The sequence below is a fragment of the Aerococcus tenax genome, from assembly GCF_003286645.3.
In the GTDB taxonomy this organism is placed as follows: Bacteria; Bacillota; Bacilli; order Lactobacillales; family Aerococcaceae; genus Aerococcus; species Aerococcus tenax.
On record NZ_CP127382.2, the window covers coordinates 1215120 to 1238635 of the forward strand.

A 23516-nucleotide genomic window follows, 5' to 3' on the forward strand; every position below is an offset into this window, starting at 1 on the left:
TTTCTGTTTTATTTTATGAAGAGACTATGACTAAGCTCACAGCCTCATTGTTCCTAAATTAGTTTTCTGTTTGATAAGTTGCCGCCCTAAAGTAATTGGTGACACCGTTCGTTTGGTTAATAACGCCAGTGAGTTTTGGATCCACTAAGAAGGCATAGGCCCCTTGGTAAATGGTTCCCAATGCCGCTTCATCTTCCATCAAATAACGCTCTGCTTCTAAAAGCTTTTGGAAGCGGGCTTCAGGTTGGTCCCCCAACTCATTTTGCGCTGTCGCTAAGAGTGAGTCATAGTTTTCTGAATCAAAATTAGCATTGTTTAAGGCACTTTGGCTATGGAAGTAATCCAGGTAAGCAGTGGGATCCACATAACTTGGATGGTAGGTCCCATAAACCATGTCATATTCACCAGTGTTAGTAATTTGTTGGCGACTCTTCAAAGGCACGTTGCGGATCGTTACAGTCAAACCAGGCAGATTATTTTGCCATTCACCTTGTAAAAATTCCGACGTGGCTTTAGAAGTATCCGTATCTGAGGTCAATAATTCTAATTCAATCTGATCAAGACCGAGTTCCTGCTTGGCGAGTTTCCATTCAGATTGGGCAAAGTCTAAGTCGTAGGCTCCTAAGTGGCCATTCATGGCCCGGAAGTCTTGCCCGCTGGCTGGATCAGAGACATGGTCTGCTGGTACCCAGCCATCAAGGCTTTGAGACCCATCTTTAAGGACAGCTTGGGTAAAGGCCTCCTTGTCAAAACCAGACCGCAAGGCTTGACGAACGTGCTTGTTTTTCAGAATAGGTTTATCAAAGTTAAATTGTAAGTAACCAACCTTCCCGTTCAGACTGGTTTGTAGGATGGGTTCTCCGTCTAATTGTTCCACATAAGGATTACCGGTTTGCGTATATTGGACATCACCTGAATTGAAGAGATTATAGTTGGTTTGTAATTCTTTAGACACTTCCCAGTTAATTCGGCTCAATTGTACATTTTCAGCGTCCCAGTAATCCGGATTCTTGACTAAGTCAAAGCTGTTTTCCGTCCCGGTCCAGCCTTCAACCAAGAAGGGCCCGTTAAAGGCCGTCTTTTCTGCAGATGAACCGTAGTCATCACCGACTTCTTCAGCCAGCTTTTGGCTTTGAGGGAGAAAGGCTGGGGTTCCCAACAAGTCTTCAAAGTAAGCCGTAGGAGAAGTTAGGGTAAATTCTAGGGTCTTGTCATCCAGCGCTTTAACTCCTAAGTTCTCTGGGCTTTCCTTCCCTTCTGAAATTTCTTTAGCCTTGTTAATCGGGAAGAACCGGTTAACGTTTTGGGAGAGTTCCGGTGGAGTTACCGCCTTACGATAGGTGTAGACAAAGTCGTGGGCGGTCACCGGTTCACCAGTTGACCACTTAGCATCTTCACGGATTTTATAGGTATAGGTCTTGCCGTCTTCACTGATTTCAGGTTCTTCAGCAGCCATCCCTAGTTCCTTGAGATTTTCACTATCTTGAGGAGCAGGACGGTATAAGCCTTCTATGGTGTTAGAAGCCACGTTCAAGCTCGGTGAATCGGAAGACTTAATTGTATCTAGCGATGCCAGTTCACCTTCTGAAGTGACGGCGATTTCCTGGCTGGCCTGGTTATTGGCCCCGCCTCCGCTGCTACTACAGCCTGCCATCACCAACACTCCAATGAATAGCAAGCTGATTAGCTTATACCAACGCTTCATTTCTTCCACCTCTTTTTCTCATTTATTTTTACTTATCGGTAAATCTGCAATGGACTACTCTTTTTAAAAGCTTTCTATAGCACACTTACTTTTAATAAGTAAATCATCATGGTCTTATATTACTCCAATCCAGGATGAAAAGTAAACTTAAACGACTTACATTTAGTTAGTATTTTTCCAGCATGATCGATCTGAATTTTCGATAGCAGAAAAATTACCGGGTTTTCCTCATAAAAGGCAAAATGAGGCAGTAAAAAAGCCTAAAGGGAATAAGTCTCCCGATAGGCTTTATTACAGTATTTAGTGGCGTAATGGCATGATCTTTGTTGTGACTGTCACACTCTGATCTTTACCAGATAACGACGCGGTCTTCTGGGTCTAGGTACATTTTATTTTCTGAAGAGGTTTGGTAGGCCACATGGAAGGCATCCAAGTTCTTAACTTGTTGGTTAGCCCGCCAGTAGTTAGGGGCATGGACGTCAATAGATAATAGTAGGTTTTGGTATTGAGGACGGGCCTTCATACACCAAATCCGGGCCCAATTATTGAAGAAGGCAATGGGATCGTAGTCCTCCTCATGGGTCATGGCTTGGTAAGCCGCTTGCAAGCCGCCAGCGTCAGCAATATTTTCTGACACCGTTAAAGTCCCATTGACCTCGCCGTCTCCCAAAGGTAAACCGTCAAACTGGTCAATCATGGCTTGGGCCTTGTGGGTAAAGACTTCATAGTCCTCATCCAGCCACCAGTTATTTAAATTCCCCTGCTCATCAAATTGAGCGCCATTGTTATCAAAGGCATGGGAAATTTCGTGGGCGATTACCCCACCAATTCCACCGTAGTTTTCACTGCGGCTTTGCTTCAAGTCATAGAAAGGTGCTTGCAAGATACCTGCTGGGAAGCAAATATTGTTGGCTGAAGGATCATAGTAGGCGTTAACTGTTTCGGCAGACATATGCCAGCGACTATGGTCAACTTCTTTCCCCCACTTAGCGAGATTGTCCTTAACCCGTTCAGCGGTAAAGGATTTGAGATTTTGGTAGAGCGGTAAGTTACTGTCCACCTTGAAGCGCTGATAAATTTCTGGGTAGCTATCAGGATAGCCCGCCATAATCGTGATGGCGTCCAGTTTAACGATGGCCTTCTTAATGGTTTGTTGGGAAAGCCAGGTATTGTGCTTGAGTCGGTCCTTATAAACCGCAATCATCTCTTCGATCATCGCGGTAACGTCAGCCCGGGCTTCTGGGCCAAAGTACTTCTTACCATAATAACAACCAAAGACTTGGTCAAAAGTATTTACGGTCAGATAGAAGGCGTGTTTTTCCCGGCTCATAGTCTTAGGATTACCGGATAAAGCCAGGCTATATTGGCTAGCAATTTGACGCAAGTCTTCGGACAAGGCTTGAGCCCCATCACGAGCCACATTAACAATCATCCAAGACTTCAATTCTTCAAAATGGTGGGGGCTGAAAAATTCATCTAAGGCTTCAAAATAGCGCGGTTCCGTTACAATGACGGTTTCTGGCTCTTGTCCAATTAATTCCTTGATAATCGCCTTAAGCGAATAGTGAGATGAGTAACTTTCCACTTCATTAATGTCCTTAGGATTATAGGACTTGGTATAGTCCGCTAATTCTTCCTGGGACTTCACATAAGGAACAAATAGCGCATCAAAGGCGATAGCTTGGTCGGTATGGCGTTGGCTCAGTTCATCACTAAAGCCCATAGCCTTTAAGAGATCAACGGTCGACCGACGCCAAATTTCTAATAATTGCTTACCCGTTCCGTTATCCTCTTCATAGTAGCCCTTATCAGGCAAAATGGTGTTAGGGCGACTGAGATAGAGGGCATAGTTCACCGTGTTCTTCATATCGGCCTCATTGCCCAAATTAAAGACGAAATCATGACCAGCCAGTAACCATTGCTTAGAAAAGGCTTGAATTTGGCTAAAGTCAGTCAATTCGTCCACATTTTCTAGGTCAGCTTGGATGGGATTAGCTCCCTCTTGGTCCAAACGATCAAAGTCCATAGCTAATTGATAGAGGGCGATCATTTCTTCCATTTCAGGATTCTCTAGCTTAATTTCTCCAGCAGCCATCTTCTCAATGTCTGCCATGGATAATTCTTCAATCCCATCCCGTAAGGCCATGAAACCACCTGTTGAGGACTTGTCTTCAGGGATCTCAGCTTGGTCAATCCACTCCCCGTTCACGGCCATATAGAGGTCTTCTTTTGCTTGGGACATATCTACTGTCATAAATGAACTCCTTTCAAAATTGAAAAAAACTTAGTGTTATTATATCATAGAACGGATTACATGCATTGACTGCATAAAAGACAAGGAAGGAGTTTAGCCATGCGCATTGATAAAGTGATCGGAATCACGGGAAATGACACCCTCAATGACCGGGAATGGGATGAATTTTCCCGGGACTATACCCCCCACGGTTACGTCGACGGGGTCAGTCGGTCAGGAAACCTTCCCATCATCATTCCTATCCATAGCGACCTAAGACGCGCTGAAGACTATATCCAGCGAATTGACGGCTTGATATTTACCGGAGGTCAAGATGTTCACCCCTTGATGTACGGTGAAGATCCAGCTCCCCGCTTAAATGATATCTACCCGAAAAGAGACTACTGGGAAAGAGCCCTCTTTGAAGCGGCCCTCAAGTACCAAGTGCCCATCCTTGCCGTTTGTCGGGGCTTCCAACTGATTAACATTTTACTGGGAGGAACAGTTTACCAAGACCTTTCCTACTATCCCGTTAAGGACCGCCCAGCCATCCAGCACGTGCAAAAACATAGCCGGATGATTTACCCCCACCACTCAGTCACCATTAAAGAAGGTAGTGAAATGTACCGGCTCCTAGGTAACAAGGACAAGGCTCAAGTGAATTCCTACCACCACCAAGCCATCCGTGACCTCGCACCTAAATTAGAAGCCACTGCCTGGGCCGCTGATGGAGTCATTGAATCCTACCAATTTGGTGATGACAATGAAAAGCACCCCCTCTTAGGAGTCCAATGGCATCCAGAAATAATGATCCAAAATAACGAAGAAATGATGCCCATCTTTGAATGGTTCTCATACTTCTAAAGAAAAAACGAGACTCAATCGAGTAAGAATAGGCGACAAGCGTCTACCTCTAGCACTCGGTGAAGTCTCGTTTTCTTTTTTAATCAGCAGCCTCTTCGTTATCCATCATATTGTCTAGGGCAATGGCCAGTCCCACCATCACCGCTTCATAATCTTCATCATAGACATCAAGAACAAAGGTATCCCGAATAGCAAAAATCTTATGGTTAATTGAACCAATCTTCTCACCATCAAGGGTAAGCGCAAAATTGTTATCTAGGAAATTCCCCTTCAAGTCCAAATTATAGTCAGGACTAGAAATTTTAACCTTTCTTCTAAAGAAACTCAGCCGGTCTTTAATGGTCACTTGGCTGCCATCAACAAATTTAATCTGGTACTCTGAAAAGATTTTGAAAAGTTTCCGGTTAATCTCAAAAAGCGGCTGACCTTGTGGATCAGACACTTTGACTTTATGACCAAAAAACTTAAAGTCTTCGTCCACCCGGTAGCAGACCTGGCCCTGGTCGTCTTTGATATTATAGTGATCCGTGATTTTAAAAATCCTCTGTTTAATATATAAACGGCGCATCGTCTGACACAAACCCCTTTCCTTAGTCCCAGCAGCTAGCGAAAAAATTACTTAGTCTCTTCTGACTTAAAGGCAGTTGGATCAAAGGCTGAACTCGGTTCTACAGCCACTAACCAATTTAAATTATCCTTATCTGAATTGAGATCAGTGGGGGTGCCTTCAGCCTTTTCATTTTTACCGACGACTTTACCAGACAAAGGTGCTAAGATATCGGTTACCGCCTTTTCCGCTTCAATAGAAACGAAGGCTTCCCCAGCTACCAAGTCTTGGTCAACTAAATAATTAATAAAGGAAATGTCACCAAATTCTTCTTGGCCAGCCTTAGATAGGCCAATGATCACTTGTTTATCTGCTGTTTGAGTTAACCATAAACCATTATCAGTGTATACTTTTTCCATTGTTTACTTCCCCTCTTTTTCTATCCAGTAAGCCACAGTATCTTCCTTAGCCCCTGTAGTGGCTACTTCCTTATCTGTCACTAAGGGACGTTTAATTAACATCCCATCACTCGCTAATAAGTCAACAATTTCTTCCTGGGATAAATCATCAATTTTATCCTTTAAGCCCATTTCTCGGTAAGCCGACCCCGACGTGTTAAAGACTTGCTTGGGTCGGTCAGTGTTTTCTAGGGCCCGTTTAATATCTTCCTTACTAGGCACTTGTTCACGAATATCGTAAAACTGATAGTCAATCTCGGCCTCGTTAAAGACTTTTTCCACTCGTCGCGAGGTAGAACATTGCTTAAGGCCATATAAACTGATCAAGACGGTCACCTCCACTTAACTTGCGCAATAGGCGATTGAGCCAATGTTTTTGTATTTCTGCTTCACTCCGGTTTTGATTATACTGGATGGACAAGACAAAGCCCATACAGAGCATATTAGTTAATAAGGCCGATCCCCCTTGCGAAATAAAGGGTAAGGGAATCCCTGTCAAAGGCAAGAGACCAATGGACATGCCAATATTTTCTACAATATGGAAGAGGATCATAGAAACGATCCCGGCAGTACCTGCTATATAGAAGGAATCGTAGGATTCATAGGCAATGGCAATCATGGTTAAGATCAATAAGAAATAAAGCAGGATCAAAAGACTGCTGCCAATAAAGCCAAAATTTTCACCAATCGTGGAAAAAATCATGTCGGACTCTCTCACGGGGACATAAACTTCAAAATTACCAAAACCCTTACCCAGCCATTGACCGGAACCAATAGCCTTGATACTTTGACTCAATTGGTAGGACTCCCGCCGCGTATTTTCAAAGGGAGCCAACCAGGAATCAATCCGGGCAAATTGATAATCTTGAAAACCTAAGTGATAAAGTAAGTCACGGTTGTAAATCACCAAAAAGAGTAAGCCAGCAAAGATAGCACCAATAATTAAAGCAATGGTCAGAATAATTCGCCAGTTAACCCCCGACGCAAAAATCATACCCGAAAAGATCATCATAAATACCAGGGTCGTCCCAAAGTCATTCTGTAAGAGGATCAATACCACCGGCACCGCAGTCCATAAAATCATGCGGCCGATAAATTTAAAGTCCCATTTTAACTGCTTAGAAACCGGCAAAGCGTCATAATTCAAAGCTTCGGTTCTTTGATTATATTCACTGACCAAACGGGACATCATTAAGATATAAAAGAACTTCATAATCTCTGATGGTTGGAAGGACAAGGTCCCGATGGTGAACCAGGATTTAGCCCCAAACAAGGTATATTGTTGGCGGTCATAGAAAAACAGGACCAAGATCAAGAGAAAGATCCCGAAACCATACAGGACAGGAACAAATCGATAAAAGGTCTTCTTGTCAATCTGCATGACAAAGGCAATGGCAATAAAACTGACTACATACCAAAAGATTTGCATCAGAGTGGGCTTTAATGAGCCGCCCCCAAATTGTAAATAAGTGGTAGCGAAAATCACCGCAACACTCATGGCCATCAGTGCTAATAAAAGCGCGATAATGGTGGGATTAATGGATTTTGCTTGGCTAATTTTTTTTAAACGTTGGCTTCTTGAACGTGCCATACTTACACTCCTTAGTTTAACAGCTAACAATACGCTTAGTCATTCTTCTGTAAAGCTTCCGCTTGAATCGCCTTGGAGGCCCGTTTTAAGGGACTATAAGCGATCTCCTTATCATTTAAATGAGGAAAATCTGGAGATAGACTGACCTCATACTTAATGCGTTGATCAAAATAGGTATCCGCATGTTTATAGCGATAATAAATGGTATTGACTAAGGCTCCCACAATGAGAGCCATCCCATTTAAATACAGGTAAAGCATTAAGGCAATGAAAACGCCAATGGTCCCGTTTTGAACCGAAGAGCCTCCGGCAAACTGGACGTAGACGCCAAACAAGCTGGAAATTAAGAGAACCATTACAGCAGCGGTCATCGATCCGGGTAAGGCGTATTTCAAGGTCATCGGTTGGTTAGGAACGACGATATAGATAAATAACATCAAGATAAAGACCGAAATCAAGAGGACAGGCCATTTTAAGCCCAGTAACAACTCCACGAAACCTAGAGGTAAGGGAACAAAATTGTTAATAACGCGTAGAAGGGTCTCACCAAAGACAAAAAAGAGAGAAAATACTCCCACAGTCAAGACTAAGAGAAAGGCGATCAAGAAAGAAGCAATCCGAGTAATCACCGCATTTTTGTGGTTGGGATTGCCATAGACCCGGTTCAAGACCCGCTGCAAGGCGGAGAAACCAGCCGAGGATGACCAGATCACTAAGATGGTATTAATTGAAAGACTCCCGGCACTGGTGGAATCCAAATACGATTCCAAAGTAGGAATCAGCAAAGGCTCAATTTCGTTGGGGAGAATAGCAGTAATCCACTCCACTGCCTGGGCTGAATCAAAAGGGAGTAAAGGAATAATATTGGCCACTAAAAGTAGCATAGGGAAAATTGCCAACAAGGCATAATAAGCCAGTTCGGCTGCTGAACTACCAATACTGGCATCCTGGACGCTCTGACTGGCGATCGGCACTAAGACTTCTTTGATTTTTTTCACGGGTCTCGCTCCTATCTTGATAGATGTCTTATCCATTATACAATAGATCCGCCTAAGTGTGTCAAACAAGCTGGGACGAGCTTGGCTTTTTAAGGCCCCTGTTGTTAAATAGATAGCGAATTAATGAAAGCCTTAGCGGTTTGACTAGAGAAAAGCGTCTCTCTCACTGTAAAAACATAGAGGTCAAAGTCTCCCGATATTCCTTCAGCAAAAAAATAATTGCGGTAGGTTCCCTGGTCGACATCCTTAATATGCAGGTCCCACAACTGATAGTAGCCCTTATTGGTTTGAATAATCGCCCCTTTGTTAAAGTCCCGCTGGTAACGATAGCCTTTGCCTTCTAACCAGGAACGAATATTTTTGCGGCAATGGCTTTCTTTATAGATCACTTGCATAATTATCACCTGATTTCATTTTACCGAACAGGTGTTCTATTTGCAAGTGAAGATAAGAAAAACCAGAGCGCCTGGCCCTGGTTAATTACATGATAAATGAGGATTTAGGGAATTAGTTGACCTTTTGCCATTGACCGGACACCAAATCCATACTGGTTAATTCGCCCGTTTGGTTATTATAACGGTAGATAGCAACAAGGTTGGTATGAATTTGGTTATTAGGTGATTGGCGACGGATTTCCACTTGAACAAGATTATCATCGACCTTAGAAGGCATGAAACTATAATCTTCGCTACGGTAAATATTATCAGTGACTTGGTGGATCATAGGCACCACTTTAGCAATAATGTCATTAGAATTATTGGATGGGGTCACTGAACTTGCAGGTTTCTCAGCAGCTTCTGCTTGGCTCTTGCTTGCTGATTGACCTGGTCCCGCTTGACCACTTTCATTATTTGCTTTAACGCTTTTACCCTTAACTTGGCTACTTGCCTTATCTGACTGACTCGATTTTTCTTGGTCAGTATCTTGCTTCTTGTCAGTATCCGCTTTTTGGCTGCTTTCCTTAGCTTGACTGCTGGAAGTTTGCTCGGTTTTGGCATCGGATGATTGGTGCTTATCAGCAAAAGACACGCCCTGTTCAGAACAAGCCGCTAGCAGGACAGCGCTAAGTGTAACCGCGATAAAGCCTTTTAAATTTTTATTCATCATAAATCCCTCATTTATTTTTAAATAAATCATTTTCTAGTCGAGTGTATTCGTATCCACTCTGCTTCACTTGTTATTTTACCACAGCTTTTAATCCAAAAATGATCAGCCCATAATCTTTACGTTTTCCTAATTTTTAACTCTGGAAAAGAAAACTTAGGCCTTACGGTAGTTCTCTAGGTCTTTTGGATAAGGCATGGCGGTTTGAGCACCAACCTTAGTGGTAGATAGGGTTGCAGCAATTGAAGACAGGCGGAGCGCCTCTTCCAGAGGACTACCTTGAGCCATTAAAGCAGCGAAGGCGCCATTCATGGTGTCCCCTGCCCCAGTCGTATCTTTAACATCCGCTTCAATCGTTGGAATCGAAAGCACTTGGCCCTCACGAACATAGGAAATCCCTTGGGAGCCCCGGGTAACAATCAACAAGGCATCGTGAGCTTGGCTCCACTCTAGCATGGCCGCCTCGATTTCCGAGTCGTCAATGTCACGGTCCAACATTCCGGCAAATTCGGTTTCGTTAGGCGTGACAATATCAGCCAGATCAATAAACTCATTAATCCCTGAGTCAAAAGGTGCTGGATTTAAGATAGTCTTTGCCCCTTTTTTCCGTGCAATTGAAAAAGCCTGCTTGACCGTCGTTAAGGGAACTTCTAATTGGGCCAGGACAATATCGCCTTCCTCAACTAAATCAGCAAAATTCTCACCAACTTCAACTAAGCCATTAGCGCCCGGCAAAACCACAATCGAATTGTCCGCTTGAACGGAAAAAATGGCTGCCATTCCAGTGAAAATATTCTTCTCTACCTTAATATGGTCAGTGACTACTCCTTCCTTTTTGAGGTGTTTGAGGGCTTTGTCTCCAAAAGAGTCATCACCAACGCTACCCACCATCCGCACATCACTGTCTAAACGAGCAGCAGCAACGGCTTGATTAGCTCCCTTGCCGCCCATGAAATAGTTCACGGTATCGCCAAGAATGGTTTCGCCAATCCGAGGCAAGCGGTCAGTCACCATGGTCATATCGATATTAATGCTGCCAACAACAATTACTTTACTCATTTTGCTCCCTATCTTTCTATTTTTCACGCAACTTTTATGATGAAACTCAAGTCATACTTTTCTTAACTGAAGCGCAATCGCTTACAATATAATCACCTTAAGTTTATCATCTTTTCTAGCCGCTAACAAGCTAGCTATCAGGTCTTAGGAAGTGGAGTTTCTTTAATCCAACCTCTTTTTCTCAACCAGCCAAAGACTAAAACGGTTAACAAAATAAAGCACAGCGCCCCACAAGTATCCAGATAGACATCAGCCAGGAGTCCGGTCCGGTTGGGAGTAAATATCTGCCGTAATTCATCAAAAGCCGCATAGCCAAAAGTCAACAAAGTTGCCAAAGTAACGCGGACTGGCAAGCTTTTGACATCGATTAATAAGGAGAGGTAGGCGAGACTAGCCAGACTACCAAAGAGGACAAAGTGAGCCCCCTTGCGGATAAAAAACTCAATAAAAGCATAATAGCCCCGGGCGTGGATGGAAATTTCCTCTCCGGCATAGGTAAAAGAAAGACCACTAAATAAGCTTTCCCCTGGGTGATTGGCTAGGGCCGACTTCAAAAGCGGGATCAGACTCTGGTCTTGGTAAGAGGTAGATGAACTAGGAAAGGTCAAGACGAGTAAAAAAATTAAAGCCATAAAGGCAAGGTTTCGAATTTGTTTTAAGGTCACAATAAGCTCCTTTGAAGTTAATATATATCTATAGTACCCATTGACTGAGGGCTTGGCTCACTCCATGGTTATCGTTTGAACTAGTGATTTCATCGGCCGCCGCTTGAACTTCCTCAGGCGCGTTAGCCATAGCTATCCCTAACCCCGCTAACTGAAGCATGGGAATATCGTTAAAATTATCGCCAATAGCTAGACACTTTTCCAGGGACACTTGGTAGCGTTCAGCAATTTCTCGCAAGGCATTTTCCTTGGAGACACCCTTAGCCGTCACTTCTAAGTAATTGTCCTTAGAGAGGTAGAAATCACAATGCTTGAAGTTAAGCGACTTGAGATAAACTTCTAAACGACTGATTTGGCCAGGCTGGTCAATCAATAGAAACTTATTAATCCCAATCCCCTCTTCAAGTAATTCCTGAGGATCTTTAATAATCGGTTTATCCTGGGTAATGGCAGCTTCTTCATCCGTCCAGGCGCTCTTAGCATTAGCATACCATTCCGCTCCGGCATAGGGGTTGATAGAAACCGTAGGAAATTGACTTTGGAGGAGGTCAATCAGTTTTCCGGCTTCATCGGGATCGATCACATGGTTCACCAAGGCTTGATCAAGTTTTTCCGGATCGCTAGCTACAATCAAGGCCCCATTATAAGTAGCAATCGGATTCTGATCAAGTTCTAATTCTCTGGCTAAGCCATACATTCCTCTGGGTGAGCGAGCAGAAGCTAAGACAAAGGGAATCCCCTGCTTTTTAAGAGCTTTTATCTGGTCCTTCAATTGGTCATCGACCTGGTGGTTAGAATCGAGAATGGTTCCATCAATGTCACTGATTACCAGTTTAATCTGAGCTTGTGTCATGATCTTCTTCCTTTCTGTCGGTTTCAATTACTTCCAATCCATCAATCTTTTTAATCACTTCAGGCGCTTGGCTAGTGATGAGATAATCGATTTCTTCCAGGCTCCCCGCTTGGTAGTGGCCACTTTGTTGGAATTTCTCCGCTTCGGCTAGGAGAACGATGGTGTGCGAATTGTTGATTACCACTTCCTTAAGCTGGGAGTCGGCCTGGTCGTCATAGGAAATTTTTCCATCCTTTAAACCCGCAGCACCGATAAAAGCTACATCAAAATAAAGCCGGTCAAGTTGCTTGAGGGTATCTAAGTTAGCAAAAAAACGGTTCTTAGGATAGTACTTGCCCCCTAAAAGGTTGAAATCGATCCCTGCTTTCTCACTAAAAATCAGGGCATTATCTAAAGAATGGGAATATATCGTCATCGGCGCTTCACTTATTTGAGCTAGTTGGCTAACCACAGTAGAAACATCGAAAAAGTAAAAGCCCCCTTTTTGGAGAAATTTTTGTGCCACTTTAGCAAGAGCCCGTTTGGCTTGGGTTGATTGCTTAGAGCGACTCTGGTAAGGAGCAATGACTGGCACTTGCTTAGGCAAGATTAAGCCCCCATGTGTACGGTGGGCAAGCCCTTGATCTTCCAGTAAATTAAAATCCCGGCGAACCGTATCTCTAGAAACACCCAAAGCCGATGTCATTTCCTTAGCCGTTAAACGCCCCTTATCTTTTAATTCCTTCATGATTAGTCTTAAACGTTCCTCTTGGTACATAGATGGCCTCCCTTCTATTATGTTTTTAATTACTAGCTTTATTTTAGCATGTTTTTCTGCGTTTGTGAGTTATTTTAAGTAATTGTATGCTTTTATCATTGTTTTTAAGTATCGATAACTTAGTGAGCATTCGTTCTATTTTAGAAATCTAGTCTTTTCTACTAACATTTCTACTAACTTTTTAGCGAACATAAAAAAGAGGCCTCAAGAATGCTTTAAATTCTACATTCTTGAGCCCTCTATTGAAATCATTATCACCCGGGCGGGATTCGAACCCGTGATTCCGCGCTGAGAACGCGGCGTCTTAACCCCTTGACCACCGGGCAGTGTCTTGTGTCATTTCCTGACGACAATAACTAGAATACGCCTGATATTTTCATTTGTAAAGACTTAATTTTGATGAATGTGGTTTTATATAATCAATAATGAAAAGAAAGCTGAAAAATTTGCCTAAATCCCATATAATTACTACTATAAGGGATGAATAATCCGTATAATTAACGAAACCAATTTAGGGGAGGTTTTTCTATGACAGAAAATCAACGTCTACTCGACCAGTTTGTGCCTGACCACTATGATATCTTCTTGGACATTAGCCGCCAAGATAAGCGTTTTAGTGGGACTACCACCGTCAAGGGCCAAGCACTGGGTCAAGACATTGTTTTAAACCAAAAATATTTAACCACGGAAAAAGTCACTGTGGATGGCGAATTAGCTTCTTTCTCACAAGATGACCAAGCGGAAACCTTAACCATTGCTAACGATAAGAAAGGTCAAATGGCAGTAGAAGTCACTTACCACGCTAACCTGACCGACTCCATGATGGGGATTTACCCTTCTTATTATGAAGTGGACGGCGAAGAAAAGCAGTTGGTCGGCACGCAGTTTGAGACTACGTTTGCTCGCCAAGCCTTTCCTTGTGTGGATGAACCTGCTGCTAAGGCCACTTTCTCCTTAGCCATTAAATTTGATGAACAAGAAGGCGAAAGCATTGTCGCCAACCAACCTGAGGTCAAATGCGAAGACGGCGTTCACTACTTCGAAGAAACCGTGCGTATGTCTAGCTACCTAATCGCCTTTGTCTTTGGCGACTTACAAAAGAAGATCACCCGTACCAAGTCTGGGGTTGAAATCGGCGTCTTTGCGACCAAGGCTCACGCGGCTAAGGAACTTGACTTTGCCTTAGATATCAGTAAACGCTCGATCGAATTCTTCGAAGAATTCTACGACACTCCCTACCCGCTGGAACATTCCTACCAAGTGGGTCTTCCTGACTTTTCCGCTGGAGCCATGGAAAACTGGGGGCTAGTGACTTACCGGGAAGCTTATCTTTTAATCGATCCAGATAACGCCTCCCTACCAACCAAACAATTAGTAGCTACCGTGATCGCCCACGAACTCGCCCACCAATGGTTCGGTAACTTAGTCACCATGAACTGGTGGGACGACTTATGGTTGAATGAATCCTTTGCCAATATGATGGAATATGTGGCTATCGATGCCCTTGAACCAGAGTGGAAGGTCTGGGAACTCTTCCAAACCTCCGATGTACCTGCCGCTTTGGAACGTGATGCAACGGATGGCGTCCAATCAGTCCATGTCATGGTGAACGACCCCGCCGAAATCGACTCCATCTTCGACTCCGCCATTGTCTATGCTAAAGGCGCACGTCTTTTAGTGATGGTGCGTTCCTTATTAGGTGACGACGACCTCCGTAAAGGGCTAAAAGCTTACTTTGAAAAACACCAATACGGCAACGCCAAAGGTCAAGACCTCTGGGACGCCCTATCTCAAGCTTCCGGCTTAGATATTGGGGCCATCATGGATTCTTGGTTAGAACAACCTGGCTATCCAGTGGTATCGGCTAAGTTAGTGGATGGTGACCTAGTCTTAAGCCAAGAACAATTCTTTATTGGCCAAGGCGAAGACCAAGGACGCCTCTGGCAAATTCCACTCCAAGCCAACAATGACCAAGTGCCAGAAATCATGACTGAGTCTGAAGTCACGATTTCAAACTTCCAAAAAGGCGACCAAGCCTTAAGACTCAATGTCGGGAATAACTCTCACTTCATCGTTAACTATGATGAAGAACTCTTAAACGACATTATTGATGAATTGGACCAATTAACCGCCATCGACCAACTCCAAGTCTTACAAGACTTGAACCTCTTAGCCAAGGGTGGTCGCTTATCCTACGCTAAGCTGATTCCTTTACTGGAAAAATTAGCGAATGCTGAATCTGCCATCGTTCATGAAAAGATTGCTGCAATCTTATCGGTATTGAAAAACTTTGCCCGTCCAAATAGTGACGAAGAAGCAACTATTAAGCAATATATCCGCTCACTCTACCATGGCCAAGTCGAAAAGCTAGGCGTAGAAGCTTGGGCAGGTGAAAGTCTGGAAGCCGAACTCAGTCGGCCAACGATTTTGGCTGCCTCTCTCTATGCTGAAGACAAGATGGTCATTGAGGGCCTCCACGAACTTTACTTAAACTCTGGTGGTGGAGAAAACAAGGAAAATCTCCCTGCTGACCGCCGCGCCCTGCTCTTGAAGAATGAAGTGGTTAACTATGGTAGTGATGAACTTTACCAAAACTACCTCACTGCCTACCAAAAATCAGCCAACCCAAGTCTAAAAGCTGACCTCCGTCAAGCCCTGACTGCTTCTAAGGATGAAGCCTTCTTAGATCAAATTGTGGGGCACTTCCAAGAAGCTAATGTGATTAAGCCACAAGACTTACGAGCTTGGTACCGTGGAGTTCTCGCTAACCCAGTTGGGGAAGAAAAAGCTTGGAACTGGCTACGTAATAATTGGGACTGGCTAGAAGCCAAAGTCGGCGGCGATATGGAATTTGCGACCTATATCACGGTCACCGCAGCTATCTTTAATACCCAAGAACGTCTAGCAGAATTCAAAGACTTCTTCGAAGAAAAAGTCGATGTGCCTGGACTAGGCCGGGAAATCCGCATGGACATCAAGGTCATCGAAGGCCGGGTAACTTTTATTGAAAAAGAAAAGGATGCTGTCTTAAGCTCTATCAAAGCAGCAAATAATAAATAACAAAGAAAATTAAATATGCCAGCCAGCATGAATTAGGGAAAAAAAGCAGAAGCATTGAAGGTGCTTCTGCTTTTTTCTTGGCTAAAACATTCAAGGAATTAAAGTAATGTCCATATTAAGCTAACAATTTGACAAGTATACTTGGCATGTTATCATAAAGGTATGCCAAGTGTACTTGTCAAGAAAGGTGGAATAATATGAAGAAAGAAGAAAAAGAACGGATTTTAGCTAAATATCGCTCAAACAATCAGGATGAATATCAGCAACACCTGATTAAGAAAGCTGATGACTATGGCTTTGCGGCCATGTGCGTGGTGGCAATTATTTTGATGGCGATAAAAGCCATTAATGGGCAAAGTATTGCTGATATTGAAGTCCTGTTATTTACCTTTATATCCGTGAATTTCTATAAACGCTATAAGATCAGTCAAGAAAAATCTGCCTTAATCCTTTTTATCTTTACTTCGGTATTGAATATTGCCTTTTTCATTCGATTTATAAATAGTAGTTTTGGGGCAGCCTAATGGATAAAGAATTAATCTTGCACAACCGTCTCAAGGCAATCCGCAAAGAAAAAGGTTTGAGTCAGCAGGCCTTAGCCGACATGATCGGCGTCTCACGGAACTCGATTTCGTCAATTGAAACTGGGCAATTCAACCCCACCGCTAAACTAGCCCTCATTCTTTGTATCGCTTTAGATTGTCAATTTGAGGACATGTTTTATTTTGGAGATGATCTTTCTTAAAGATAAACGTCTAGTTTTAGAGCTAGACGTTTTTCGACTTTAACTTAAATTTCATTATTTCGTAGTTGCTCAACAATTTGATTGGCCTTTTCTTGTTCTTCGTCAGAAAAAGTTGGATAATGAGGATCGATTTTTTCAATGACTTCAATCAAGGCTTGAGTAGCAATCTTTCGAGCTAACCAAGGGTTGTCAGCGGGCAAGATATACCATGGCGCATAGTCGCAAGCGGTGTTTTGCAACATCTTCTCAAAGACTTCTTGGTAAAGGTCCCATTTCTTGCGGTCCTCAATATCTGAGAAAGAGAATTCATGGTTCTTTTCCCGCTCCTCAATTCGCTCTAGAAGGCGTTCCCGCTGCTTATCTTTAGACATATGGAAGAAAAATTTGACCACAGGAAAGCCATTTTCACAGAGATACTTTTCAAATTGCAAGATCTGCTGGTAACGTTTTTTGACCACTTGGGGATCGTCACGAATTTCACTAGGTTGGTCATCGGAATCCAAGGAATTGTGAACTTGAGGCGCGATGATATCTTCATAGTAAGACCGGTTTAAGATCGCAATTGTCCCTCTTTCCGGCATTCCCTCATGCATGCGCCAGAGATAATCATGGGCAATTTCATTGTCTGACGGCTGCTGGTAAGAAGTGACCTTGAGGGCCTGGGGTTGTAAGGTGGAGAAAATATAACGGATCAACTCGTCCTTCCCCGCCGCGTCCAAAGCTTGCAAGGCAACTAAGAGCCCATGGGTCCCCTCCGCAGTCAAGCGGTCATGCCAATCTACTAATTGAGGGACCAGACTTTCATAGATCTCCTCTTTTAATTTTTCGTCTTCAGCATCACTCAGGTAAGCCGTCTGGAAGTCAGCCAGGCTGAAATTGCCGTCGGTGACTTTAAAATCTTTAAATTCCATGGCAAATCTTTTCCTTTCTTTTAGAAACGTTAAATTTAATTACTTTTAATTTAACATGAAAACGCTTTTATAGAAATAGAAAAGACTTGCCCCCAGGCTTGAAATAGCAACTAATCCTTTAAAAATTTCCCTTACGAAACTCTTCTAGGATTAAGGCCGTCGCTCTTGAGTCATTGAGACCATCGTGGGCGCGGTTTTGAATCCCGTAATAGGCTTTTACTGTGGTTAACTTATAGTTAGGCGTGCGGAGGGGACTCAAACGCGCCATCTCTAAGACATCCATATGTGGTCTAAGACTTAAATCTATACCTGTATTGGCACGAAGCATGGGAATATCGAATTTCTTACTGTTGTAGCCGGCCAGAGGAAGATCAGCAATAAAGGCCATAAAGTCCTTGGCCACCTGGTCGATCGTAGGCGCCCCTATAACATCGGCATCACTAATCCCAGTTATCTGAGTAATTTTATAAGGAATCAGCTGCTCGGGGTTAACGAGTTGGTCAAAAGTACCTACTTCCCTACCTTCCTTAAAATGAACGCTCCAAGCTGGATTATTTTACTGGAAAAGCCCAGTCCGGTAGTCTCTAGATCAAAGACAACATATTCACTGGGAACTTGGCTAAAAATATTATAAGTCATGTATTTAAGGTCTCCTTTTCTCTTGGCTAAATCAATCTCCACCAATCAATTAAAACTTAGCCTCCATTTATCGCAAGTCTATCATATGAAAATTTCTCCTCCTTGAAAAGAAAAAACCACCCTCCTCCTTAACAAGAGAAAGGCGGTCCATATTAAATGCCGATCAGTCTGAGGAGGTAACCAAACAAGGGACCGTAGAAGGCATAGTCGGTTTCGGCTAGAACACGCATGATTTGCGCATAGTCCCCTACCATAGGTAAGAGGAGGGCTTGGCCGAAAATCAGAATCAAGCCATTGGTGAAAGAGGCCGCAATCGCGCCGCGTCGCCCACCAGTACTATTACCGAAGATGGCCGTGATGGCACCGGTAAAGAAGGTCGGAATTAAGGCTGGAAAGACGGGAATGGGGTAGCCAATTAGTCCTAAAACAAAGACGCCTAAGAACCCTGCCAATAAGCTCATTAAGAAACCAACAATAACGCTTGTCGGATGGTTAGGAAATAGGAGAGGTACGTCCAGTCCAGGAATCGCATTCGGAATCAACTTCGCTGAAATGCCGTGGAAGGCCGGTACAATTTCCGCTAAAAGCATCCGGACCCCAGTAATAATCACCGTAATCCACATCCCAAAGGTAAGCCCATTAATTAAGCTAAAGGAGAAAATATCTTGTCCCTTAGAGACTTGGTCAACCACAAAGCTGGGCCCAGCTAAGAGAGAAAGCCCTAAGAATAAGGCCATCATCACTAAGGATAAGGCAATAGTCATCTCCCGTAAGAAACCGAGGGCTTTAGGAAATTGGATCTCTTCAATGTCGCGACTGCCCTTACCCACTACTTTACCTAACAAAGCGCCAATCAATAGACCGACTGAAGAAGAGTGCGCTAGGGTAAAGCCTTGACCGCCTTTAATATTCTTCATAAAGGGATAGACATAGGCACAGGTTACGGTCAAGTAAACGCCAAGAATAATAGCACCAATAATAACAATGGCTGCGGTAGATAAACTGGTATTAAATTTTAACAGCGCTGCAATTAAACCTGCATAGAAGAAGGACACATGGGCACTGAGGTGGACGAACTTTAAAGGCGTAAAACGAGCAATTAAAATATTAAGCACAAAACCTAAAGCAAAGATCAAGGCCATTTCAAAGCCGACCCCCTCGAGACCACCCATGGCTTGGTCAATGCTCGGCACATTGACATTCAAGTTAAAAATCTTAATAAACATGGGTTGGAGTGGCAACAAGGCCATCCCTAGAAATTTCCCACCCTCATTGATGAGTAAGAAACCGATCATCGCCTTAATCACAGAAGAAATCACCTTATCGAAGGACTTCTTTTGAATTAGTAGACCAATTAAGCAGACCAATCCGATAATAAAGACCGCCTGGGAAAAAATGGTTTGAATAAAATAAAGTAAAAGGTTCATCGAACAGCCTCCTCTTCACTAACTAAGTTAAGAATTTGGCTTCTTAAATACTCTTGGTCTAACATGTTATCCATGATAATTAAGTGTTTTACTTCTCCCTCTAAACGTTCAGCAAAGGCTGAGGAAGTGATAATCACGTCATAGTCATAGGGATTGAGTGAAGAAATGTCAGCAGCTTCCACACTACCTTCAATGCCTTCATCGGATAAAATATTTTGTGCAAACACTTTTAACATCACGCTGGAACCTACGCCAGCGCCACATACTGTTACAAATTTCATAAGTCAGTTCCTCCTAAATGTCTTAAATCTGCTAAAATGTCTTCTTTATCGCTGGCTTGAAGCCACTTCTCTTTAGTCGCTTCTGACTGTAAAAGCTGAGCCAGTTGCATCAAAGCGGTCAAATGTTTTTGACTATCCGTGGCACTCAAGCACAACATTAACTGAACGGGATCATTACTTGGATGAGAAAAGACAATCGGTGTCTTGAAAGTCACCAGACTAAATCCCGTTTTCAAAGCGCCCTCTTCCGGTCGCGCGTGGGGGAAGGCAATTCCCGGGGCAATCACAAAGTAAGGCCCCTGTTCGCGGAAACGCTCAAGCATAGCTTGGATATAAGAGTGATTAATTAAGCCATCTGTCTCCAACAAATTACCGCCAAACTGAATCGCTGCCTCTGGACTATTGACTTCGACTTGCAAGGCGATGCGATTGGGATGAATAAAGTCTGTCATGTGCTAATCTCCTCTACTAATGATCTGAAAACTTCCGGATGAGAACAGAAAAAAGCCGCATAGAAAGGTTATGCGAACTTGCGTAAAAAATCACAGTTCAACATAACCGCCATCTATGCGGCTTCATTCTCTTCGATTACATCCGGCATAGACTCCTCTTCAATTGGGGTAACCAAAATAAAGCGAGTCTAACCGTTCTTAGTTATCTCACTTTACTCTACGCCAGCCTTGCCAAGAAATGAATACTAAAGTCATGATGTAATCTCCTTAATAATGTTTTGATTTACTGATAGTTTAGCCTGTCTAAGGGCTACTGTCAACTTAGTAAAAAAGATCAATAGTGATCGATTTTAGTATTAGTGTGATTTATTTTTATGAATCCTTAAATAATTTTAGTTTCTTTGTGAGTCGCTGTAATAGAAAAAGCCCTTGTTGAGCTCGCTGATGGAGGAGCTGCCAAGGGCTAAGTATTGAGAACTAGTTTGAACAATATGGTATTGATTTTATCTATATTACAAAGATTTATAACAACTCATGATTCTCTATATCTTTTCAAAAATGTCCATACCTTCGCTACTAAATAGCATTGAAGTTAAAAGTTTGGAATCCAACTTTTTATCTTCTCTTCCATCTCTTTTATATTATCTTTAGATAAATCTGATATAATATTATTTTTTACATGTAAACTATCAAGTAAATATAAAAATGAAATGGTATCTCGAGCAAGCTTTTGCTTTTCATTGTATGGATATAGAGGCATAAAATTATAATCTGTAATAGCTTCAGCCTTTTCTTTTAAGTGGCTTTCACTATTTAATACTAAATGATTCATCAGATTTTTATAGTAGTTTTGAATATCCTTACTTCCTAGTAAATTCAAGACTTCGTCATTATTAGTAAGATAGGTAATTCCGTTGTTGTAATTGAAAGTGCTAAAGGCTTCTAACACTCTTCTTATATTATTTCCAATTGAAAGTTCAGCCTGAATTTCATTATTATCAAATTCGCCATTTCCAAACATATAAATATTTGTCATCAATTTTCCATACGTTTTCTCAGGTTCATAATTTATTAGAGGATTTTCTTTATGATTTCTTATTTCTTTTACTTCACAGTGGATTTTATTTGAAGAATTAGAAGGATTAACTTTGCGTTCTTCTTCTATATTCTTCAAAATATTTTTCAAATCAAATATGACACCTGTATCATGGCTTTGAATCAAAATCTTTGATTTTTCATTCGATAATAAAATAGATCCTATTTCATACCTTAGTAAAGACATAATACCAAGCCTATTGGAATGATCAAAACTAGAAATAGGATCATCCAAGACCAATAATATTTCATTTGAGTAAAATTCTTTTTCGCTATAATTTTCGTTAATTTTTGTAAAAAAGTAACTTAAACTAATTAAATTTCTTTGACCGGTAGACAACTTATCTAGAGCGATTTTTTCATTATTTACTAAAACATAGTATTTATGGTCTTCAGCTTGAATTTTTATCTGACCTTCATTGTAAGTAATATAATTAATTCTCTTATTAATTTCATCTACTGCTATACTAATTTGTTCCATTTGGGATTTTAAGTCCTGTATTTTTACATTCTCAATTTCTATTTGTTTTTTTAAAGAATTATACTCGCTTTTTTCATCCTTCTCTCCATTATCTATAGTCTTTATTTCTTTATATAATGAATAAATAGTTGAAAACTCTTTTAAATATGTATATAAAGTATATTTATTATTTTCCATAGTTGCTTTACATATAAGTTTATCCTGATCAGCTAAACTTTTATTATGAGCATAAATTTTCTGGTTAATTTCTTTAATATATTCTAGTAAAAATCGATACTTATTGCTTATTTGTCCACTTAACTCATTATTTACTGATGTATATAGTTTATCTTTTTTATCCTCTAATATATTATTTATTGAATTTACAATTCCATTATATTCATCTATCAATTCTTTCAGTTTTTGCTGCTCTTGAAGAAAATAAGAGGAAAACTCATCATCTAACTTTAAATCGTTATCAAAAGATATTTTAGCTATCTTATATTCCTCAATTTCCTTTTTAAATTTTTCTACTACATTATTTTTCAATTCTTTTTCTCTAATTTCATTTAATTTATTTTGCAGCATTTTGATATACTCGTCATTAATTTGTTGAAAACACATCGGACAATAGTTTTGTTCCGTTTCTAATTGCTTCTTTAATTTATCAAAACCTGAGCCTATGTGTTTCAGTCCTTCAGTTTCATAGGTTTTCATAATATTTTTAGATAAGTCATCTGCAATATCTGTATCACTATCTCTATCCAACGTTTTATTCAATATATAATCAATATTTTCTTCAATATTATTATCAATTTGGTACACCAAATTTAATTTAATGAGACTTTGCTCATTTCTTGCTTTATTTAAAGCATTTATTGTTTCAGATAAATTAGTATCTATACTTGTTATTTTTCGAGAAACTATTTCTCCATAATTATTTTTTAAATTTCCTTTTTCATATAATTCATCTTTAATTTCATCAAAAAGATTTTTAAATTTTAAAATAGTATCTTCATTAACTGTAGAATTCTTTTTAGAGTTTTTGTTTCTAATACTACTATCTCGTTCAGCCCAACTATTGCTACCTCTAAGCTCATTTTTTAACTTTTTTAATGCACTTTTGTAATTTTCTCTAATTGCTTTATTTTCCTCAGTTAATTTTGAAAATTCATCTTCTAGTTTTGAACAATTTTCTTTATGGCCTTCAATTTCTTTTTCAATTTCTTCAGATTCGCCAGTCATAACAATGGCATTAAGGTTACTATCTTTAGTAAAAATAAAATTTTCCTTTATAAAATCTTCATTATACACATGAATTGGACAGACATCATTAGGATCTAAAATATTATTGTTTTTATCTAAAAAGACAACAATTTCAGTGTCATCATCAGTATAATTCTTTAAAGATCTAGATAATGTTGTTTTACCAACGCCATTTCTTCCATAAATTAAATTGACTCTTTTTTCTTTATACTTACCTTTATTATTTGTAAAAAAATCTATTCTTAATTCATCATATTTTAACGGTAAGTTATTATGTATTTTAATGGAATTAAACGTCATGACTTTACCTCCATATATCATATGAATTTACTCTAAAATATTAAAT

The 23516-nt window shown here is 41.1% G+C and carries 24 protein-coding genes and 1 tRNA gene; 4 read left to right on the forward strand and 21 right to left on the reverse strand.

Annotated elements, in window-relative coordinates:
- Positions 1-58 precede the first annotated feature (58 nt).
- Together DBT50_RS05700 and DBT50_RS05705 are read right to left on the reverse strand one after the other, a co-directional pair.
- Positions 59-1705 (reverse strand): peptide ABC transporter substrate-binding protein, encoded by a 1647-nt coding sequence (locus DBT50_RS05700; RefSeq protein ID WP_111853140.1) that lies wholly within the window; start codon positions 1703-1705, stop codon positions 59-61.
- A 349-nt stretch (positions 1706-2054) separates the two neighbouring features.
- Positions 2055-3959: a M13 family metallopeptidase gene (locus DBT50_RS05705; protein WP_111853139.1), complete on the reverse strand. Its 1905-nt coding sequence runs from the start codon at positions 3957-3959 to the stop codon at positions 2055-2057.
- A 99-nt stretch (positions 3960-4058) separates the two neighbouring features.
- Between DBT50_RS05705 and DBT50_RS05710 the strand changes: the two genes are divergently transcribed.
- Entirely contained in the window at positions 4059-4802 is a 744-nt protein-coding gene (locus tag DBT50_RS05710) for a gamma-glutamyl-gamma-aminobutyrate hydrolase family protein (RefSeq protein WP_013669318.1), read from the forward strand.
- Between the two features lie 79 nt (positions 4803-4881).
- Here DBT50_RS05710 and DBT50_RS05715 read toward each other — a convergent pair whose 3' ends face one another.
- The 12 genes from DBT50_RS05715 to DBT50_RS05770 form a co-directional block, all read right to left on the reverse strand.
- Positions 4882-5370: an LURP-one-related/scramblase family protein gene (locus DBT50_RS05715; RefSeq protein ID WP_064292709.1), complete on the reverse strand. Its 489-nt coding sequence runs from the start codon at positions 5368-5370 to the stop codon at positions 4882-4884.
- A 47-nt stretch (positions 5371-5417) separates the two neighbouring features.
- Complete coding sequence (locus DBT50_RS05720; protein WP_060778388.1) at positions 5418-5768, reverse strand: glycine cleavage system protein H; 351 nt, start codon at positions 5766-5768, stop codon at positions 5418-5420.
- A 3-nt stretch (positions 5769-5771) separates the two neighbouring features.
- Entirely contained in the window at positions 5772-6134 is a 363-nt protein-coding gene (locus DBT50_RS05725; protein ID WP_111853138.1) for a Spx/MgsR family RNA polymerase-binding regulatory protein, read from the reverse strand.
- On the reverse strand, positions 6112-7398 hold the full coding sequence (locus tag DBT50_RS05730) for an FtsW/RodA/SpoVE family cell cycle protein (protein ID WP_111853137.1): 1287 nt from the start codon (positions 7396-7398) through the stop codon (positions 6112-6114). The genes DBT50_RS05725 and DBT50_RS05730 overlap by 23 nt, the downstream gene beginning before the upstream one ends.
- Positions 7399-7433: 35 nt before the next feature.
- On the reverse strand, positions 7434-8396 hold the full coding sequence (locus tag DBT50_RS05735; RefSeq protein WP_181566067.1) for a YihY/virulence factor BrkB family protein: 963 nt from the start codon (positions 8394-8396) through the stop codon (positions 7434-7436).
- A 104-nt stretch (positions 8397-8500) separates the two neighbouring features.
- A complete protein-coding gene (locus DBT50_RS05740) occupies positions 8501-8791 on the reverse strand; it encodes a hypothetical protein (RefSeq protein ID WP_070559947.1) in 291 nt (96 codons plus the stop codon).
- Between the two features lie 112 nt (positions 8792-8903).
- Complete coding sequence (locus tag DBT50_RS05745; RefSeq protein WP_111853135.1) at positions 8904-9500, reverse strand: hypothetical protein; 597 nt, start codon at positions 9498-9500, stop codon at positions 8904-8906.
- Positions 9501-9656: 156 nt separating this feature from the next.
- Positions 9657-10559, reverse strand: coding sequence for a ribokinase (locus DBT50_RS05750; RefSeq protein WP_111853134.1), 903 nt, complete (start codon positions 10557-10559; stop codon positions 9657-9659).
- A 137-nt stretch (positions 10560-10696) separates the two neighbouring features.
- The gene (locus tag DBT50_RS05755) at positions 10697-11224 is read right to left on the reverse strand and encodes a VanZ family protein (protein ID WP_111853133.1); all 528 of its coding nucleotides are present in this window, start codon (positions 11222-11224) and stop codon (positions 10697-10699) included.
- A 28-nt stretch (positions 11225-11252) separates the two neighbouring features.
- Positions 11253-12077, reverse strand: coding sequence for an HAD family hydrolase (locus DBT50_RS05760; protein ID WP_111853132.1), 825 nt, complete (start codon positions 12075-12077; stop codon positions 11253-11255).
- Positions 12058-12834, reverse strand: coding sequence for a DeoR/GlpR family DNA-binding transcription regulator (locus tag DBT50_RS05765; RefSeq protein WP_111853131.1), 777 nt, complete (start codon positions 12832-12834; stop codon positions 12058-12060). The genes DBT50_RS05760 and DBT50_RS05765 overlap by 20 nt, the downstream gene beginning before the upstream one ends.
- Positions 12835-13088: 254 nt before the next feature.
- Positions 13089-13160: transfer RNA gene (locus tag DBT50_RS05770), tRNA-Glu, on the reverse strand.
- A gap of 202 nt (positions 13161-13362) precedes the next feature.
- On the opposite strand from DBT50_RS05770, the gene DBT50_RS05775 reads away from it, so the two are divergent.
- The 3 genes from DBT50_RS05775 (at position 13363) to DBT50_RS05785 (ending at position 16639) form a co-directional block, all read left to right on the forward strand.
- On the forward strand, positions 13363-15894 hold the full coding sequence (locus tag DBT50_RS05775) for a M1 family metallopeptidase (RefSeq protein WP_111853130.1): 2532 nt from the start codon (positions 13363-13365) through the stop codon (positions 15892-15894).
- Positions 15895-16091: 197 nt separating this feature from the next.
- Positions 16092-16418, forward strand: coding sequence for a DUF6442 family protein (locus DBT50_RS05780; protein ID WP_111853129.1), 327 nt, complete (start codon positions 16092-16094; stop codon positions 16416-16418).
- Complete coding sequence (locus DBT50_RS05785) at positions 16418-16639, forward strand: helix-turn-helix transcriptional regulator (protein ID WP_111853128.1); 222 nt, start codon at positions 16418-16420, stop codon at positions 16637-16639. The genes DBT50_RS05780 and DBT50_RS05785 overlap by 1 nt, the downstream gene beginning before the upstream one ends.
- A gap of 44 nt (positions 16640-16683) precedes the next feature.
- Here DBT50_RS05785 and DBT50_RS05790 read toward each other — a convergent pair whose 3' ends face one another.
- From DBT50_RS05790 to DBT50_RS05820, 7 genes are all read right to left on the reverse strand, one after another.
- Positions 16684-17550, reverse strand: coding sequence for a PPK2 family polyphosphate kinase (locus DBT50_RS05790; RefSeq protein ID WP_111853127.1), 867 nt, complete (start codon positions 17548-17550; stop codon positions 16684-16686).
- A 118-nt stretch (positions 17551-17668) separates the two neighbouring features.
- On the reverse strand, positions 17669-18028 hold the full coding sequence (locus DBT50_RS05795; protein ID WP_253286062.1) for a 3'-5' exonuclease: 360 nt from the start codon (positions 18026-18028) through the stop codon (positions 17669-17671).
- A gap of 32 nt (positions 18029-18060) precedes the next feature.
- Entirely contained in the window at positions 18061-18189 is a 129-nt protein-coding gene (locus DBT50_RS05800) for a hypothetical protein (RefSeq protein ID WP_258455375.1), read from the reverse strand.
- 152 nt (positions 18190-18341) lie between these two features.
- A complete protein-coding gene (locus tag DBT50_RS05805) occupies positions 18342-19616 on the reverse strand; it encodes a PTS ascorbate transporter subunit IIC (protein WP_111853125.1) in 1275 nt (424 codons plus the stop codon).
- Complete coding sequence (locus DBT50_RS05810) at positions 19613-19897, reverse strand: PTS sugar transporter subunit IIB (RefSeq protein WP_111853124.1); 285 nt, start codon at positions 19895-19897, stop codon at positions 19613-19615. The genes DBT50_RS05805 and DBT50_RS05810 overlap by 4 nt, the downstream gene beginning before the upstream one ends.
- Positions 19894-20349, reverse strand: coding sequence for a PTS sugar transporter subunit IIA (locus tag DBT50_RS05815; RefSeq protein WP_111853123.1), 456 nt, complete (start codon positions 20347-20349; stop codon positions 19894-19896). Before DBT50_RS05815 ends, DBT50_RS05810 begins: the two co-directional genes overlap by 4 nt.
- A gap of 592 nt (positions 20350-20941) precedes the next feature.
- The gene (locus tag DBT50_RS05820; RefSeq protein WP_181566066.1) at positions 20942-23470 is read right to left on the reverse strand and encodes an AAA family ATPase; all 2529 of its coding nucleotides are present in this window, start codon (positions 23468-23470) and stop codon (positions 20942-20944) included.
- Positions 23471-23516 lie beyond the last annotated feature (46 nt).

Excerpts from the sequence above, each read along its gene's own strand:
- DBT50_RS05700 (WP_111853140.1), bottom strand. The coding sequence starts at position 1,705 with ATGAAGCGTTGGTATAAGCTAATCAGCTTGCTATTCATTGGAGTGTTG.
- DBT50_RS05705 (WP_111853139.1), bottom strand. The coding sequence starts at position 3,959 with ATGACAGTAGATATGTCCCAAGCAAAAGAAGACCTCTATATGGCCGTG.
- DBT50_RS05710 (WP_013669318.1), top strand. The coding sequence starts at position 4,059 with ATGCGCATTGATAAAGTGATCGGAATCACGGGAAATGACACCCTCAAT.
- DBT50_RS05715 (WP_064292709.1), bottom strand. The coding sequence starts at position 5,370 with ATGCGCCGTTTATATATTAAACAGAGGATTTTTAAAATCACGGATCAC.
- DBT50_RS05720 (WP_060778388.1), bottom strand. The coding sequence starts at position 5,768 with ATGGAAAAAGTATACACTGATAATGGTTTATGGTTAACTCAAACAGCA.
- DBT50_RS05730 (WP_111853137.1), bottom strand. The coding sequence starts at position 7,398 with ATGGCACGTTCAAGAAGCCAACGTTTAAAAAAAATTAGCCAAGCAAAA.
- DBT50_RS05740 (WP_070559947.1), bottom strand. The coding sequence starts at position 8,791 with ATGCAAGTGATCTATAAAGAAAGCCATTGCCGCAAAAATATTCGTTCC.
- DBT50_RS05745 (WP_111853135.1), bottom strand. The coding sequence starts at position 9,500 with ATGAATAAAAATTTAAAAGGCTTTATCGCGGTTACACTTAGCGCTGTC.
- DBT50_RS05750 (WP_111853134.1), bottom strand. The coding sequence starts at position 10,559 with ATGAGTAAAGTAATTGTTGTTGGCAGCATTAATATCGATATGACCATG.
- DBT50_RS05760 (WP_111853132.1), bottom strand. The coding sequence starts at position 12,077 with ATGACACAAGCTCAGATTAAACTGGTAATCAGTGACATTGATGGAACC.
- DBT50_RS05765 (WP_111853131.1), bottom strand. The coding sequence starts at position 12,834 with ATGTACCAAGAGGAACGTTTAAGACTAATCATGAAGGAATTAAAAGAT.
- DBT50_RS05775 (WP_111853130.1), top strand. The coding sequence starts at position 13,363 with ATGACAGAAAATCAACGTCTACTCGACCAGTTTGTGCCTGACCACTAT.
- DBT50_RS05780 (WP_111853129.1), top strand. The coding sequence starts at position 16,092 with ATGAAGAAAGAAGAAAAAGAACGGATTTTAGCTAAATATCGCTCAAAC.
- DBT50_RS05785 (WP_111853128.1), top strand. The coding sequence starts at position 16,418 with ATGGATAAAGAATTAATCTTGCACAACCGTCTCAAGGCAATCCGCAAA.
- DBT50_RS05790 (WP_111853127.1), bottom strand. The coding sequence starts at position 17,550 with ATGGAATTTAAAGATTTTAAAGTCACCGACGGCAATTTCAGCCTGGCT.
- DBT50_RS05800 (WP_258455375.1), bottom strand. The coding sequence starts at position 18,189 with ATGACTTATAATATTTTTAGCCAAGTTCCCAGTGAATATGTTGTCTTT.
- DBT50_RS05805 (WP_111853125.1), bottom strand. The coding sequence starts at position 19,616 with ATGAACCTTTTACTTTATTTTATTCAAACCATTTTTTCCCAGGCGGTC.
- DBT50_RS05810 (WP_111853124.1), bottom strand. The coding sequence starts at position 19,897 with ATGAAATTTGTAACAGTATGTGGCGCTGGCGTAGGTTCCAGCGTGATG.
- DBT50_RS05815 (WP_111853123.1), bottom strand. The coding sequence starts at position 20,349 with ATGACAGACTTTATTCATCCCAATCGCATCGCCTTGCAAGTCGAAGTC.
- DBT50_RS05820 (WP_181566066.1), bottom strand. The coding sequence starts at position 23,470 with ATGACGTTTAATTCCATTAAAATACATAATAACTTACCGTTAAAATAT.